The organism is Pseudoalteromonas ostreae (assembly GCF_018069805.1).
GTDB classification, from domain to species: domain Bacteria; phylum Pseudomonadota; class Gammaproteobacteria; order Enterobacterales; family Alteromonadaceae; genus Pseudoalteromonas; species Pseudoalteromonas ostreae.
Genome location: NZ_JAGPYN010000002.1, coordinates 133,284 through 148,045, shown reverse-complemented (window position 1 = coordinate 148,045; position 14,762 = coordinate 133,284). Strand labels below are relative to the sequence as shown.

Below are 14,762 nucleotides of genomic sequence, written 5' to 3'. Positions count from 1 at the left end.
GCGTGGTTTATTGAGCCTTACTCTGGTTATCAATTTGCGCTTTTTGGTAGCGCAATTCACCGCCAATCCATGTTTGATTTACGACAATGGTAAAAATTTCTTGTACTGGCACTTTAAAATAGTCTTTGTCGATTAAAATAAAGTCAGCCCATTTTCCTTGCTCTAAACTACCTAATTTAAATTCTTGATGTGCGGCATATGCAGCACCTAACGTGAATGCTCTGAGTGCATCTTCTCTGCTCAGTGCTTCAGTGACTCGCCAGCCATTAGCGGGTAGTTGATAGTGATCTTGGCGAGTAATTGCTGAATACAAACCGTCAAAGGGGTTGGCCAGTTCAACTGGATAATCTGAGCCTGCAGCTACTACTGAGCCTTGCTTTAAAAACGTTTGCCATGCATATGCACCTTGTAATTGTGTATAGCTAAGGCGCTGCTCTGCCATATGCATATCAGAAGTTGCATGCACCGGTTGCATTGATGGAATGATTTTAAGTGCTTTGAAGCGAGGAATATCTGCTGGATCAACTATCTGTGCGTGCTCTATACGGTTACGCAGTAAAATCCCGCCGGTTTTTTTAAATACATTTTGATAGGCATCTAACACAATATGATTTGCTTTATCACCGATGGCATGGGTATTGGCGCTAAAACCATGGTTAAAGCTCAATGTGTACAGCTGCTCTAATTTTTGTTGAGTTTCGAGCATTAAACCTTGGTGATTCTTTCTATCTGCATAATCGGCCAGTAGTGCAGCGCCGCGGCTACCAAGCGCACCATCAGCATATATTTTTACACTGCGAATAGACATGAAATCGTTAAGATCTTTATAGCGACCAGCTCTGAGCATATCTTCAAGGGACGGATCTGTTGCACTGAGCATTGCAACAATACGCAGTGGTAACGTACCTTGTTCAGCTCTTTGCTTGTAAACTTGCCATGTTTGTTTATCAATTCCAGCATCGTGGGTTGAGGTTATACCTAAGCTAAGCAGATGTTGGCCAGCTTGATTTAAGGCATTATTTACGTCTTGATTTGACGGCGTTGGAATATGTGCAGTAATTAAACTTTCGGCTTTATCGACAAAAATACCGCTCGGTTGACCTGCTTGGTAGCGAATAATTTCACCACCTGCAGGTGACTGTACAGTGGGTGTTAACTTGACTAACCCCATCGCTTTGCTATTAACCCAAATAGCGTGACCATCTACCCGAGAAAGTACTACTGGAACATCTTTAACTACTTTATCTAAGTCAGCAGCAGTAGGAAATTGCTTATTAGGCCACAGTTCTTGATTCCAACCGTGGCCAATAATCCAGCCTTGGTTATTTTTAGCAAATACAGCAAGTTTTTTTTGTATTTCTGCAATCGACGTACTGCCACGTAAATCGAGTTGCGCTAAATTATTACCAAGTCCTATCACATGACCGTGGGCGTCGATTAAACCTGGTAATAAGGTCTGTTGCTCGGCATCAAATACTGCTGCATTAGGGAAACTCGCTTTTAGTTTATCGTCTCCTACTTTTACTACTTTGCCATCTTTAATAACCAATGTAGAAAATTGCTGTAATTGACCACTGTAAGTTGGAGTGTAACCATTCGCATTGTAGATCACCGTGGTATCAGCTAGCACAGGTAAAGATAAAGTGATTAAACAGACGAGTAAGCATTTCATTGTTAGTATTCTTTTTCTGCTTTTGTTAGTTAAACAGTAACAGAGAATACTGAGTCTGCAAATTAAATATAATGAATTATTTATAGTTGTGAGTTGCAACTATGCTTATGAATTAACTATTCATTTATTTGCGTATAGACTAAATTCAGGCAGTGATAATCTACCATCTTTATCACTATCATAGTTTTTGAAACGAGACCATAGGGCAGGATCTTTTGCTGACTCTGAACGAGTGAGAAAACCGTCTTCATTGCGGTCTAACTTTTTGAATTGCTCTGCTATATTATCAGTTGTTGCAAAACTGCAACAACTACTGAGAAGTAACAAACTTAGTCCCAGTTGTGTACAATATTTCATTGGGGGAAACTCGTTAATCTAGGTTATTAGTTAAAAAACGCTTAAATTCAGATAGGGAAATTTTATTGTCTTGGTCTTTGTCCCAACGTTTAAAGTTACTCAACAATTGTGGTTGTGGTTCAAGCTCATTATGCGTTAAATAGCCATCTTTATTGCTATCTAAATGATCAAAACGTTGTTTTACATCCAGTGCAATTGCGCTAAAACTGGTGGCTAGCGACACACTTAATATTATTAATATGCTTTTCATTATTTACATCCTACCTACAAAAAGAATAAAGCATTTGCCATAATTTAAATCCCAACATTAAATCCGTTTACACATTCCCTCCGGGATTATGGCAAATACTTTAAAGCCTTTTAAAATTTAAACTTTGCGAACTTTTGCTCAGGTAATTACTCGCCGTTATTATCACAATTCATTGCAAAAATTGTTTAAACTCAGCAAATGAAATTTGACCATTTTGGTCTTTGTCAATTTGCTCAAAACTTTCGTGTAATACCGCATCTTCAGATGCTTCTGCTTCGCTCAATGTGCCATTACTGTCTTTATCAAGTTCTGCGAAGGTGGCCTCGACATCAATGGCAAAGCTGTTAAAGCTAAGCAGTAGGCTGATGCATAAGCACAGCGGTGTTAATATTTTCATATTATTTCCTTATAAACAGTGGTTGATACGGGTATTACAAGAACGATGCCAATCTTTTTATTGCATAAATATCAGTGGCTTAACTTTTTTGCATGATAATAAGTGGGAAAAAATGACCGGGCAGCGTGTCTTTTTTGCAACAACTTTTAATGGGTATTGATTAAGTTTTTAAAAAACAGTTGGTTAAGTTGTTTCAATTTAGCGTCAGTCGCTTTATATAGCGCTACACAGTTCGCCTTATTCATTATTCTTATTGATTCAGCTAGTGTAAAAGTAACACCTTCCATAATCAGGCATTTAACTAAAGGAGTAGCGATAGTGGCCTCATTCGCTAAAAAGTACAGTGCATTACTTAGTTGGCGACCCAATTTAATAGGCCAGTTTTTGTTTAGTACTTTGTTATCGCTGCTGCCATTATCACTGGTAGTGATTGTATTTTTAAATGCGCTGAATAAACAGCTAGCAGTAACTCAACAAATCGTCAGTGAAAATTATCAAATTACCAAGTCATTTAATAATCTCAAGCAAGATCTCAATAGTTTAGAGCGCGCAACGCGACAAAACTGGGTGCTAAAAAGCGAATCACTCGATGAATTGATTGTTGATAAGTGGCAATCATCACTACAAAGCATTGATGAACTAACTTTTATAAGCCCTACGGGGGAGTATATTAAGCAATGGCAGCAACTCGCACAGGTATTGCAATTAGCGCATACTCAACTCGTTACTGAAGGACAACAAGATGCGCAATTATTTATTCCTGTGAGTGAATTTATTGCGCGTCAAACTGTGTGGCTAAGAGATCAAAATGAGCTGCAAATAACTAAAAATCAGCAACAGTTAAAAGCTTTACAAAGCTCATTTATCAATTGGTTAATAGCACTTATCCCATTAACTTTACTAGTAGGTGGTGGTTTTTTATGGCGTATAAGTGGTCGCTTAAAAGGATTAACGTCGGTTATTGATAAGCTTGGGCAAGGTCATTGGCAACAAAAAATAGCTGTACAAGGCTCTGCTGAGTTGGTTGAACTAGGAAATAAATTACAATGGGTGCAAGAGCAGTTGCATCAATTAGAGCAACAAAAAGATACTTTTTTACGCCATGTTACCCATGAATTGAAAACACCATTAGCGTCAATGGTTGAGGGCACTGACTTACTCGCCGATGAAATCGTTGGACCTATTAACAAAGAGCAGCAAGCGGTGTTGGCGTTAATTACCCAGAGCATGGTGCGTTTGCGCGCTATGATCGATAGTTTACTTAGTTACAATGCGATTCGCAGCAGCAAAGAAGACTTAAGCGAGCTGGAATTCTCGCAATTAATAACCAAGATAAACAGCCATTTTGAACATCGTTTAGTGGCGCGTAAGCAAAGCTTATATTGGCATTGTGAGTTACCCGATCAACCACTGGAAATTGCTGCAGAGCTTGTTGAAATGATCTTAATTCAGTTGATCTCTAATGGCTTAAAGTTTTCACCAGCAGGACAGGCGGTCAACATTGCTCTGTCATTAGCTGGTCGTACTTTGACTATGAGCGTTAGCGATCAAGGCACCGGTATTAAAGAGCAAGAGAAATCACATATATTCAGTGCCTTTTATCAAGGTAAGAATGCTAAAGATGTAACCGCTCAAGGTAGTGGCTTAGGGCTCACCATTGTAAAAGAGTCTGTTGAGCAATTGATGGGTACTTTACACGTTGAGCATAATGAGCCACAAGGCTGTCGTTTTATAATTCAAATCCCAGTCATCCCTCCAACCAATAAAAACCAAGGAGTTAATTAGCATGGGCGTGCGTTTAAATGTCATTTTAGTGGTTTGCATTACAACCTTAGGGCTCGCAGGGTGTGAGTTAACTGAGCAGCCAGTAAATAAAAGCAACCCTCAAGCTGAACAAGCGGGTAAGGTGACGACACCACAAGGGGAACGTTTACCAAATCCGAAACCTAGGCCGAAAACCGATCCTATGTATGCACCTGCCGAAACGGTCATTGGTTGGCATGCAAAGTCGTGCGGTGGTTTTCAAGTGGCAGCGAGTAAAACGGTTTATATTGGTGCTAAAGAGCTTCAAAATTATTTTGATTTTAGTTGTAAAAATAATGTATTAGCACCGGAAAAAGTATTAACGCAGCTGCTAAAACTGGATCAAGCTTATTATTGGCCAGATGACATAAAACAGTATTTTTGGCTGCAAAAACAACAAATAAAACAGCAGATCAATGCTAAAAAACAGCAGCAAGCGCTGAATAATAAAATGCAAGAAACCCTGTCATCACTGGCAGCCATCGAGCAGCAACTATTACTACGTGAAGAAACTAAGGAGCAGTAATAATGTCAACAGAGCAAAACCAAGGCGCGCGAATTTTACTGGTCGATGATGATACAAGTTTATTAAAACTATTGGCTATTCGCATAGAATCTAAAGGCTATCAAGTGACTACCTGCCAAAGCGGTATTGCTGCGCTACAGTTATTAAAAAATAATGTGTTTGATGCTGTGATTACAGACTTACGCATGGATGAAATGGATGGTATGGCATTACACCGTCAGCTACAAAATCGTTACCCAGCACTGCCTGTAATGATGATGACTGCTCATGGGTCTATTCCTGATGCTGTTGAAGCGACGAAGCAAGGTATTTTTGCCTTTATTACTAAACCGGTAGATAAAGATGAGTTATTTGATAGTTTAGCAAAAGCGATTGAAATTCATGGCCTCAGTGCCGATGAAAGCGCATCAAACAGCAATATCGTGACCCGCAGTGGTGCTATGCTGCATTTACTTGAGCAAGTTAAATTACTAGGTCCAACTCAGGTCAATGTGCTGATCTCGGGGGCCAGTGGTACAGGTAAAGAGTTACTAGCTAATGCTATTCATCAACATAGCCATGTTAGTGAAGGTCCGTTTGTCGCAATAAACTGTGGTGCGGTACCGAGTGAATTACTAGAATCAGAATTATTCGGTCACAAAAAAGGGGCTTTTACAGGCGCGATTAAAGACCACCAAGGGTTATTTCAGCAAGCGCAAGGCGGTACTTTATTTTTAGATGAAATCGGTGATATGCCACTTAATTTACAAGTTAAGTTACTGCGCGTATTACAAGAAAAAACGATCCGCCCAGTGGGCTTTGAAGAAGAAATTCCAATTGATGTGCGGATTGTATCAGCAACTCATAAAAACTTGCCTGATGCGATTGCTAATCAGCAATTTCGCGAAGATTTATACTATCGCTTAAATGTTGTGAATCTTAAATTACCAGCATTGTGTGAGCGCAGAGAAGACGTGAGTTTATTAGCGCAGTATTTTAGCGCTACCATTGCTAAACGTATGGAACAAAAAGAAAAGCGTTTCGCCAATGATGCGATGCATGCATTAGTACGTCACGATTGGCCGGGTAATATTCGCCAGTTACAAAATGTAGTAGAACAGGTTGTCGCACTTACCCCAGGTGAAGTAATATCAGCACAGCTGGTTGAAAGTGCACTTAATAGTAATACCAACAATGTTGAGCCGCTTTCACTTAACGATGCTAAAAAAGAATTTGAGCGTGATTATGTGATTAATACTTTAAAGATGGCTGGCGGTAACGTGGCTGAAGGGGCAAAACTAGCTAAACGTAACCGTTCAGATTTTTATAAGTTGATCAAAAAACACAACATTAACGTTGATACTATGTGTTAGGAGAGAAAATGCAGTTATTTATGGTGTATTTAGGTGGGCGTATTCAGGGCTGCCATATTGAAATGCATGATGTTCGTTTTGTTGTTGGAGAATCGATTGAACAAACTTACTCAAAATTAAAAGCGCAGTGGGTCGGTGATAAAAGTAGCGTGCACATGGACAGTTACATGGCGGTAAATCACATTGATGGCTTTGCAGTAACTGTGGTAGATGAACCCGTGGCTCAATCGCAGCAGTTATATTTTGTAAATTTAGGAGCGTATCGTGCTGATAGCTTAGCTGAGCAGCATGACTTCGCGTTATATGTAGCAAGCAGTAGCGACGAAGCTAAACAAAGAGCGAAAGAAGATTTACTAGCTGGTTTAAGTCATATTCATAAAGATGACTTACATGATGTAGATGATTGCTTTGCAATTGACTTGCTTGACAGTCAATTACATATCAAGCTAACCCCGAGCGAGCAATCTCAAACGATTAAGCCAGATTGGTTTGGTTGCCATATCTTATAAATAATTAATAAAAGAGAGTATGCAGTGCAAGCGTTAGTCGTTATCGCTTTGTTCTGCACGCTCTTTGTCTTCACTGTTGCTGGCAATTTTAAAAGCGACAATAACTAAGCCAAACATAGCAAAAGGTAACGCTGCAAGCATGTATTCGATAACGTTGCTATTTTGGAAGCTGGCTTGTAATAAAAAATGCCCAGCAATACACAGAAAAATAACAACCAGTAAGATCGGTAATAAAATAAGTTCTTTTTTAGCTGAATGAGTTTTCATTATTAAGCAGTACTTTTACAAGGTACGCTATTGTAATGAGCAAACCGCTTTTAGGTCAAACAATTAGGCTGATAAATTACTTTTGATTGCGTTATATCATGTTTTTCAGTATCAGAGCTTGGCTCGCTACCGCGCAACTCATCATTATCGTCATAGTTGTATAAATCAAAAATAAAATCAATTTCTTCACGTTTCAATATCGCTTGCATATAGCTGCCTATCTTATCAACTTGGTTAAGTAGCAAGCATATGTCCGTGTGACTGAATTATAAGTGAACATTAACTATACAAAATGTGTATATATGTAATCCTTAATTATTATTTAGAGGCAGTCGAACGGTAAAAGTCACACCATCAGTATTTTTATTATTCGCCGCGCTAACTGTGCCTTTATGGTATTCACACACTAGACGCACAATATAAAGTCCTAAACCTAAATGAGGTTGTAGTTGAAGCTGTTGGCTACGAACCGACACCATTGAATCAAAAATATGATCTGTTAATCCTTCGGGTAAAAGAGGGCCTAAATTACTGATAGATAACAGGGCTACATTATCATGTTGATCAAGGCTGACACTTATTGCGCTACCTTTAATATTAAACTCTAAGGCATTATTGATCAGTTTATCTAGCAACTGAGCAATAAACTCAGGTGCGCCGCACAGTGGTAATGGTTGCGAGCAAATATCAAGTTTAAATTGTTGTTGTACATAGGTTAGCTGGTAGCCTTGCATGCAACCATTGATCACGTTTCGTAAATCAAATGGTTCCGCTTCAGCGCTTTGGATGCTTTGTTCAAGGCGTGTTGCTTCGCTCATGGTGGTGATTATTTTACCTAAACGCTCGACTCCTTCACTGGCACGATCAAGGTATTTTTGGCTCAGTTCAGTTTGTGGCTGCATTTGTAAGTTTTCAAGTGAGCTTCGCACTACTGCAACGGGTGTTCTGAGTTCGTGAGATAACCGCGACGACATGGTCTCTAAATAGTTAGTATAACCACCTAAGCGACTAACAATATTTGCAAAGCTGCGAGATAAATCACCAATTTCATCGTTTGAATCGCTGTAATTAATAGTGCCAGTTACTCGCCCTTGAGCATCAATGGCTTGCTCTGCGGTATCTCTTAAGCGGCGAATACGACAGGAGATCCTTGATGCAAAAAAGAATAATGTGACTGTGCCTATTAGCATCACTGCTAAAATCACATTAAATAGTTTCTCTAACGATTTGTTGCGTAATGTGCGAACACCATTGGTAGTCTCTTCTGCGATCACCGCACCAATTACGTGGTCTTGGATCCAAATAGGATAAGCTGCTGATAAGATCACTGCTTTGTTATCTGGCGTGAGTCGCCATGATGAGGCTGGTGTGCCGCTCAGGGCTTTGCCAATATGAGTGCCCTGCATTGCAGCCACATCGTGCAAGGTATCTAAAAACTCGTTTTCGGGTCGAGTAAGTACCTTGTAATAAAGCGGGTGTAAATAGTTTTGTTCAAAGCGCTGCCACCAAGTTGTTGGCGGTTTATCTGCAATGCCATCAGCCCATACACCGTCGGCATGGTGAATTGAACCCGATTGCGCGAGTACTCGATGGTGGTTATCAACCACCCAAATTCGACTGCCACTGTGGCCCATGCCCTTTAAAATACGATTAATTTCAGGGGAGGGCACCAGCACTGAGCCTATGTCATTTGGGTTGAGTATATTTGATGTGGACATTAATTGCGGCTCAACCTTATCAACATCCCAGTCTTCTATTGCAAAGCCTAGCTTATTGCCCAGCATATTTAATGGAAAGCGTAGTTCAAGATTGTAGCCAGTTGGCGTGCTGATAAAGTAACCTTGAATTTTTGTGATTGGCTCTTTGCTTAGAGCATCAAATGCATTAACCCAGCCATCTTGGCGAGCGGCAACGATGTAGTGTTTAAATTCCCCCTGTGGGTTTTTTAACATGATCTGTAAATGATCATTGCGTGTGAAACTTAAGCTATTTTTAGCGCGATAGACCAGCGAGTCGTCAGTTACTTTAAATACCGCATATAAAAACGTCTCGTACTTGCCAACCATATGATCAAACGAGAGATCCGAACTTTGATGATCCGTTTTATTACCTTGTAAATATCGCTCATCATAGTGCCACATTAAGCTTTGATAAGGCTTCCAGTCAGACAGTTTACCGTCAAGCTGAATAGGGTTACTTAAGTTATACGCATAAAGATCACGGCCTTTGACGACTTGATCTAAAAAATTGGTTTGCGAGTCAAATAATGCTGGGCGCTCATGCAGGGCCGTGGCGAGTGCTCGTGTAGTGCCGACTAAGGTTTTTTCTTGACCTTGGCGCAGAAATTTTTCCATTTCCCACACGTATTCATAGCCAAGCCAAGGCAGTAAAAATAAAAAACACGACAGCAATATAAATTTACTGCGCAAACCAAAACGCAGCATTACAGTTGCTCCCAACGGTAACCCATGCCGTACACGGTGTCGATACAATCAAACTGCGCATCTAAGGCAATAAATTTTTTACGGATACGTTTAACATGAGAAGTGATAGTGCTGTCATCAACGTAAATCTTTGCATCACTCATTAGTTCGTTACGGCTTTTTACATGCCCAGGGCGCTGTGCGAGTGAATGCAGCATCCAAAATTCAGTTACGGTTAAATCGACAATTTGCTGCTGCCAAAATACTTGCATGCGTTTAGTATCAAGCATGAGCGGGCCGCGATTGAGTAAGGCATTTTGATCAGCGGGTTGCTCGAGTGCTTCCATACGTCGAAACAGTGCACCGATACGAGCCGCCAAATGCGCCATGCTGATATCTTTAGTGAGATAGTCATCAGCGCCCATGCGTAGGCCACACACAGTATCTATTTCGCTGTCGCGGGCGGTTAAAAAAATAATCGGCAAGGTTTTAGAAAGCGAACGCAGAGTTTGGCATAGTAAGAAACCGCCATCAATTTCATGACCTAAACCAATATCGACAATCGCTAAGTCTGGCAATACGTCATTAAAAGCATGCTCTGCACTTTGACGGTTGCTATAGCCACTGACCAGATAACCCTGCGCGCTGAGCATTTCCATGTAATTTTCGCGGATCGCGGGTTCGTCTTCAATAATTGCAATCTTCTTCATTTACAGCACCTTCTTATATTCTAGTTGCACTATACCTAATTTTTTTGCTTTCGCACTGGCGAAAAAGCAATTGCCTTTTTTTTGCCACAATTGCTCAGCAGTTTGCCTTTTTTGCTCCCCTTTGTTGCCACTTGAGCTTGCTTTAATGGCGTTATACCAAATCGGGCAGCTACCAACCCATGAGTTGCCAACTATTAAGTAATTAAGCAAAAAAGGATTACACCATGAAAAAAATAATTATCGCTTGCACCATCGCTACTATTTTTGCAGCACCTAACTTAGCCCACGCTGACACAGTTGCAGTTAAAGCAAAAGAAACTCATAAAGAAACGGTGATAGGTTTAAGTACGGGGGCAATTGTTGGCGGTATTGTTGGCGGCCCTATTGGTGCCTTTGTTGGTGCATTTGCCGGAGGCTTGATTGGCGAGCAAGAAGTGGCAGAAGATAAAATTGCTGAGCAACAACGAGCTTTAGTTGTGCTGCAAGATAAAACCGATGATTACCAGCATGTACTAGCTCAAAATGCGCAAATGAGTGAGCAGCTCGATAAGCTTGAGAGTAATAACGAACGCCTTGCATTAGCAAAAATGCACAACCTAATGGCAATGACCATTCAATTTAAAACCGGTTCAAGTGAGATTGCCCCGCACTTTGCCAGCCAACTTGATCAACTAGTGAATTTACTACAAAGCCAGCCAGACTTGCAGCTGGATTTAAATGGCTTTGCCGATCAACGTGGTGATGAGCTCGCTAACCTAGTGCTTTCAAAGCAGCGAGTCGCAAATGTACAAAGCTACTTAATAAAGCAAGGTATTAGCCATACCCGCTTAACGACTACCGCATTTGGTGAGCAACAAACTGTGGCAGATAGCGATAATTATGAAGAAAACATGTTTGATCGCCGTGTAACGTTAACAACTCGTCCAAGCACGCAGCCGTATAACCAAACCGCGAGTAACTAATCGCCATTTTGCCAAGTAGCCGCCAAGGGGTGATTTTTATGTTGAGTAAACCAAGCAAAGTGCTGACCCGTAGCCATTTATGGTTACGGGGAAGCCTTTTTACCTTCATCGCGTTTGTTAGCTGTGCGAGTAACGCCAGCACATCGCCAGAACTAACTATGTTCGACAGCAATGGTGCAAAGGCAGCGCCTGGCGTTATCTTAAAAAGTGATGCCACCATGACAGTCACCGGATTGATAAACCATGTCGTGGTAACTCAACATTATCGCAATGAAAACCCGTTTGCTGTTAATGCACGCTATGTCTTTCCGCTGCCCGATGAAAGTGCGGTTCATGCCATGACTATGCACATTGGTGAGCGGGTGATCAAAGGTGAAATTGATAAAAAAGCACAAGCCGAGCTGCGTTTTCAACAGGCACAACAAGCGGGTAAACAAGCCGCTTTGGTGCGTCAGCAGCGCTCGAACATGTTTGTCACTAATGTGGCAAATATCGGGCCTGGCGAAGAAGTGCAAATAGAGCTGAAATACCAGGAAGTGATTGATTATCGCAGTGGTACATTTGCACTGCGATTTCCAACCACGATAACGCCGCGTTATCATCCGATTAATGGAGTATTAAATGCAACAGCAGAGGGTATGATTGACTCACAGAGTAATGAGTTATCATCAGCGAGTATTGCTACCACGGGTTGGATAGCACCGATTTACATGGCCACTAAAAATACAGGCTCGGTTCAAGGCGAGTTTAAGCTAACGGTTAATATTGATGTTGGCCTAGAGCTGGTGGATATTCAGTCTAAATATCATCGTATTAATACCGAAAACCTGGCATTTGGTCAGTATCAAGTTACTTTAAATGAACAACATGCCGTGAATCGTGATTTTTTACTGGAGTTTAAACCGCTGCAAAAAGAGCAAACGCAAGCCGCATTTTTTACTGAGCAGCTCAGTCATGGTGAGCGTTATGGATTATTAATGTTGCTGCCACCGGATGATCATTTTACGCAGACTCAGCGTCTAGCAAGAGAAATTATTTTTGTAGTCGACACTTCCGGCTCTATGCACGGACAATCAATGGAGCAAGCCAAAAGTGCACTTCATTATGCGTTATCGTTACTTGATAGTAACGACAGCTTTAATATTGTCGGCTTTGACGATCAAATTATGCCCATGAGCGATAAACCTGTGCCAGCTAATGATTTTAATTTACGCCGTGCTGAGCGCTTTGTATATAATTTACAAGCTGATGGCGGCACCGATATTAAAGGGGCATTAGATGGTGTACTAGATGCTCGTGATCATCTAGGGTATGTGCGTCAAGTGGTATTTTTAACTGATGGCAGTGTCAGTAATGAAGATGCATTGTTTAAACATATTAGTGCGCAACTAGGTGATAGTCGTTTGTTTACGATTGGTATCGGTAGTGCGCCTAATAGTTACTTTATGCGTCGAGCTGCAGATGTTGGGCGCGGAACGTTTACATATATTGGCAGTAGTAGTGACGTGCAACCAAAAATGCAGCAACTATTTGATAAGTTAGCTCATCCTGCAATTACTCAACTTGCGCTTAGCAGTGATTTGGCAAATCAAGCTCTTGAATATTGGCCATCGCCGTTACCCGACCTGTATTTTTCAGAGCCGGTGATGGTTGCTATAAAGCTTGAGAATAATGCCGGCGTTACTTTAGCGGGGCAAACGGCGCAAGGACCGTTGTCGCTAAAGTTAAATACACAACAAGGGCGACCGGCTCATGGAATTGCAAGGTTGTGGGCACGGCAAAAAATTAAATCATTATTACTTTATAACGAGCAAGAGCAGGTTAAAGCACAGGTTGAGAGTCTAGCGCTTGAACATCAATTACTTAGTCCGTTTACCGCCTTTGTAGCGATTGAACAGACACCATCGAGCACTGTTGCTGAGCAGAATGTGCAAGTGGTTAATCAACGACCTCAGGCTCTAGCAATGAGTTTGCCACAAACTGATGGGCAAAGCAGGCTACATATTTTACTCGGTTGCGTGCTGTTGGCTGGTTTTGCAGTATTGAGACTGAAAAAATGAAAGCAGTGATTGGCGCTATATTGTTGATTGTTGGCTTGGCGTTGCTTGGTCATGGTAGTTATATGCAAGCTAAAGCGTGGCTGGCACAACGCCTTATAGAGCAGGCTTGGCAAGTGGCACTGACAACGCCAGAGCAACAAGTTAAACCCTGGTTTTATGCTGATAGTTATGTAACTGCACAACTGAATTGGCCAAGCCAAAAGCAAACCTTAACAATATTAGCAGGAGCCAGTGGCCGTAACTTAGCGTTTGCCCCGAGTCACTTTTTAGCTAGTGCAGAGCTAGGCTCTGAGCAAGCAGGCGTGTTAATTGCTGGACATAATGACACTCACTTTGCTTTCTTACAAAAAGTGAATGTGGGTGAGCAATTTAGCTTACAAACGCAAAATGGCCAAATTGATCGCTATCGAGTGCGTGGGATTGCGGTTATTCATCAGTCCCAGTACGATTTTTTAGCGCATAAAGGTTTGTATTTATTAACCTGTTATCCGTTTGACTCTTTAGCCTCCGGCACTGAATTACGATTATTAGTCTCTGCCGATAAATTGCCATCAACTACATCGGCGTTATCTATGTCTACTACCAATTCTTGATGACGCTGACTTATCATTACACCTACAAATACCACGCCAATGCTGAGCCATTGGCTAAGAGAGAGCACTTCTCCCAAGATAATTGCTGATAATATTAGGGTGAAAATCGGTATTAAATTTGAATAGGCTGCGGCAGTGAGCACCGACACCTTACTAATTGCGTAATTATACAAACCATAGCCGCCTAAGGTGACGCAAGAGCCTAAATATAAAATACTTAATAATGCGCCAAGGTCATGTTGATTTTCACTGGGTAAATCAATAAACAGTAAAAATGGCGCAAAGAACAGACTACCGCTAAAACCTTGCAGTGCAATTAAGGTTAATGGTGAGTAGCGAGCAACTAAATGTTTAACTGAAATAGTATAAAATGCAGCGCAGACCATTGCCATTAACTCCAAAAAGTTACCCAGTAATGGATTGGGAGCCTGCTCTGAGCTTGGCGACATTAAAGTTAATAAGGTACTGCCGCCAATACAAAAAGTGAAACCAATAACAATCGCCTTACTGATGTACTCTTTGAGCATAAAAAACGCTAAAAGTGCTACGATAATCGGTAAGCACGATACAATAACCCCCGCTTGAGAAGCTGAAGTATACTCCATTGCATGGCCTTCAAATAAAAAATACAAACAGGGCTCAGCCAGCGACATCCCCATCAGATATTTCCAGTCACCTTGATGATATTTAAAGCGAATAACGTAACGCCATAAGCACAATGCCATGACTAATGTGGTTAACATGCGTAAAAAAATCACCAGTGCAGGGTCATAAATGGCGATCGCGTATTTTAGCGCGATAAAAGAACTGCCCCATAAAAAGGTGGCGATTATTAAACATAAACTGGCCGGCATGAAGATCGCTTTAAAGTGAATTAAAGC

Annotated in this window: 16 protein-coding genes; 7 read left to right on the top strand and 9 right to left on the bottom strand. The window is 41.1% G+C overall.

The genetic code is table 11. From position 1 onward, the window contains the following. Positions 1-7: 7 nt before the first annotated feature. From J7338_RS01905 to J7338_RS01890, 4 genes are all read right to left on the bottom strand, one after another. Positions 8-1,672, bottom strand: coding sequence for an amidohydrolase (locus tag J7338_RS01905; protein ID WP_210795120.1), 1,665 nt, complete (start codon positions 1,670-1,672; stop codon positions 8-10). Positions 1,673-1,792: 120 nt separating this feature from the next. Next, positions 1,793-2,029 carry an EF-hand domain-containing protein gene (locus J7338_RS01900; protein ID WP_210795118.1) on the bottom strand — a complete coding sequence of 79 codons (237 nt, stop codon included), beginning with the start codon at positions 2,027-2,029 and terminating at the stop codon, positions 1,793-1,795. Between the two features lie 13 nt (positions 2,030-2,042). Next, positions 2,043-2,279 carry an EF-hand domain-containing protein gene (locus J7338_RS01895; protein WP_210795115.1) on the bottom strand — a complete coding sequence of 79 codons (237 nt, stop codon included), beginning with the start codon at positions 2,277-2,279 and terminating at the stop codon, positions 2,043-2,045. Positions 2,280-2,448: 169 nt separating this feature from the next. Continuing rightward, a complete protein-coding gene (locus tag J7338_RS01890; protein ID WP_145235406.1) occupies positions 2,449-2,676 on the bottom strand; it encodes an EF-hand domain-containing protein in 228 nt (75 codons plus the stop codon). Positions 2,677-2,991: 315 nt separating this feature from the next. Here J7338_RS01890 and J7338_RS01885 point away from each other — a divergent pair, with 315 nt between their 5' ends. From J7338_RS01885 to J7338_RS01870, 4 genes are read left to right on the top strand one after another with little or no spacing between them, the layout of a single operon-like run. Next, complete coding sequence (locus J7338_RS01885; protein WP_210795328.1) at positions 2,992-4,461, top strand: sensor histidine kinase; 1,470 nt, start codon at positions 2,992-2,994, stop codon at positions 4,459-4,461. 1 nt (position 4,462) lies between these two features. Further along, on the top strand, positions 4,463-5,005 hold the full coding sequence (locus J7338_RS01880) for a hypothetical protein (protein WP_210795113.1): 543 nt from the start codon (positions 4,463-4,465) through the stop codon (positions 5,003-5,005). A gap of 2 nt (positions 5,006-5,007) precedes the next feature. After that, positions 5,008-6,357 carry a sigma 54-interacting transcriptional regulator gene (locus tag J7338_RS01875; protein WP_210795112.1) on the top strand — a complete coding sequence of 450 codons (1,350 nt, stop codon included), beginning with the start codon at positions 5,008-5,010 and terminating at the stop codon, positions 6,355-6,357. An 8-nt stretch (positions 6,358-6,365) separates the two neighbouring features. Next, complete coding sequence (locus J7338_RS01870) at positions 6,366-6,866, top strand: DUF1543 domain-containing protein (protein WP_210795109.1); 501 nt, start codon at positions 6,366-6,368, stop codon at positions 6,864-6,866. 33 nt (positions 6,867-6,899) lie between these two features. On the opposite strand, the gene J7338_RS01865 is transcribed toward J7338_RS01870, so the two are convergent. From J7338_RS01865 to pdsR, 4 genes are all read right to left on the bottom strand, one after another. Continuing rightward, positions 6,900-7,133: a hypothetical protein gene (locus tag J7338_RS01865; RefSeq protein WP_210795107.1), complete on the bottom strand. Its 234-nt coding sequence runs from the start codon at positions 7,131-7,133 to the stop codon at positions 6,900-6,902. 50 nt (positions 7,134-7,183) lie between these two features. Beyond that, entirely contained in the window at positions 7,184-7,342 is a 159-nt protein-coding gene (locus tag J7338_RS01860; protein ID WP_210795105.1) for a hypothetical protein, read from the bottom strand. 102 nt (positions 7,343-7,444) lie between these two features. Then, on the bottom strand, positions 7,445-9,577 hold the full coding sequence (gene pdsS / locus J7338_RS01855) for a proteobacterial dedicated sortase system histidine kinase (RefSeq protein WP_210795103.1): 2,133 nt from the start codon (positions 9,575-9,577) through the stop codon (positions 7,445-7,447). Beyond that, on the bottom strand, positions 9,577-10,266 hold the full coding sequence (pdsR, locus tag J7338_RS01850; RefSeq protein ID WP_210795101.1) for a proteobacterial dedicated sortase system response regulator: 690 nt from the start codon (positions 10,264-10,266) through the stop codon (positions 9,577-9,579). Before pdsR ends, pdsS begins: the two co-directional genes overlap by 1 nt. 224 nt (positions 10,267-10,490) lie before the next feature. Here pdsR and pdsO point away from each other — a divergent pair, with 224 nt between their 5' ends. From pdsO to J7338_RS01835, 3 genes are read left to right on the top strand one after another with little or no spacing between them, the layout of a single operon-like run. Continuing rightward, positions 10,491-11,228: a sortase-associated OmpA-like protein PdsO gene (pdsO, locus tag J7338_RS01845; RefSeq protein WP_210795099.1), complete on the top strand. Its 738-nt coding sequence runs from the start codon at positions 10,491-10,493 to the stop codon at positions 11,226-11,228. 38 nt (positions 11,229-11,266) lie between these two features. Continuing rightward, entirely contained in the window at positions 11,267-13,288 is a 2,022-nt protein-coding gene (locus J7338_RS01840) for a marine proteobacterial sortase target protein (RefSeq protein ID WP_210795097.1), read from the top strand. Beyond that, the gene (locus tag J7338_RS01835) at positions 13,285-13,881 is read left to right on the top strand and encodes a class GN sortase (protein ID WP_210795095.1); all 597 of its coding nucleotides are present in this window, start codon (positions 13,285-13,287) and stop codon (positions 13,879-13,881) included. Before J7338_RS01840 ends, J7338_RS01835 begins: the two co-directional genes overlap by 4 nt. Here J7338_RS01835 and J7338_RS01830 read toward each other — a convergent pair. Further along, positions 13,773-14,735 (bottom strand): DMT family transporter, encoded by a 963-nt coding sequence (locus J7338_RS01830; protein ID WP_210795093.1) that lies wholly within the window; start codon positions 14,733-14,735, stop codon positions 13,773-13,775. The genes J7338_RS01835 and J7338_RS01830 overlap by 109 nt on opposite strands. Positions 14,736-14,762: the final 27 nt, after the last annotated feature.

Bases quoted from the DNA above. Each gene is read 5' to 3' on its own strand.
- J7338_RS01905 (WP_210795120.1), bottom strand. From the start codon at position 1,672: ATGAAATGCTTACTCGTCTGTTTAATCACTTTATCTTTACCTGTGCTA.
- J7338_RS01895 (WP_210795115.1), bottom strand. From the start codon at position 2,279: ATGAAAAGCATATTAATAATATTAAGTGTGTCGCTAGCCACCAGTTTT.
- pdsS (WP_210795103.1), bottom strand. From the start codon at position 9,577: ATGCTGCGTTTTGGTTTGCGCAGTAAATTTATATTGCTGTCGTGTTTT.
- J7338_RS01875 (WP_210795112.1), top strand. From the start codon at position 5,008: ATGTCAACAGAGCAAAACCAAGGCGCGCGAATTTTACTGGTCGATGAT.
- J7338_RS01880 (WP_210795113.1), top strand. From the start codon at position 4,463: ATGGGCGTGCGTTTAAATGTCATTTTAGTGGTTTGCATTACAACCTTA.
- J7338_RS01890 (WP_145235406.1), bottom strand. From the start codon at position 2,676: ATGAAAATATTAACACCGCTGTGCTTATGCATCAGCCTACTGCTTAGC.
- J7338_RS01830 (WP_210795093.1), bottom strand. From the start codon at position 14,735: ATGCCGGCCAGTTTATGTTTAATAATCGCCACCTTTTTATGGGGCAGT.
- J7338_RS01840 (WP_210795097.1), top strand. From the start codon at position 11,267: ATGTTGAGTAAACCAAGCAAAGTGCTGACCCGTAGCCATTTATGGTTA.
- J7338_RS01835 (WP_210795095.1), top strand. From the start codon at position 13,285: ATGAAAGCAGTGATTGGCGCTATATTGTTGATTGTTGGCTTGGCGTTG.
- pdsO (WP_210795099.1), top strand. From the start codon at position 10,491: ATGAAAAAAATAATTATCGCTTGCACCATCGCTACTATTTTTGCAGCA.
- J7338_RS01870 (WP_210795109.1), top strand. From the start codon at position 6,366: ATGCAGTTATTTATGGTGTATTTAGGTGGGCGTATTCAGGGCTGCCAT.
- J7338_RS01860 (WP_210795105.1), bottom strand. From the start codon at position 7,342: ATGCAAGCGATATTGAAACGTGAAGAAATTGATTTTATTTTTGATTTA.
- pdsR (WP_210795101.1), bottom strand. From the start codon at position 10,266: ATGAAGAAGATTGCAATTATTGAAGACGAACCCGCGATCCGCGAAAAT.
- J7338_RS01865 (WP_210795107.1), bottom strand. From the start codon at position 7,133: ATGAAAACTCATTCAGCTAAAAAAGAACTTATTTTATTACCGATCTTA.
- J7338_RS01900 (WP_210795118.1), bottom strand. From the start codon at position 2,029: ATGAAATATTGTACACAACTGGGACTAAGTTTGTTACTTCTCAGTAGT.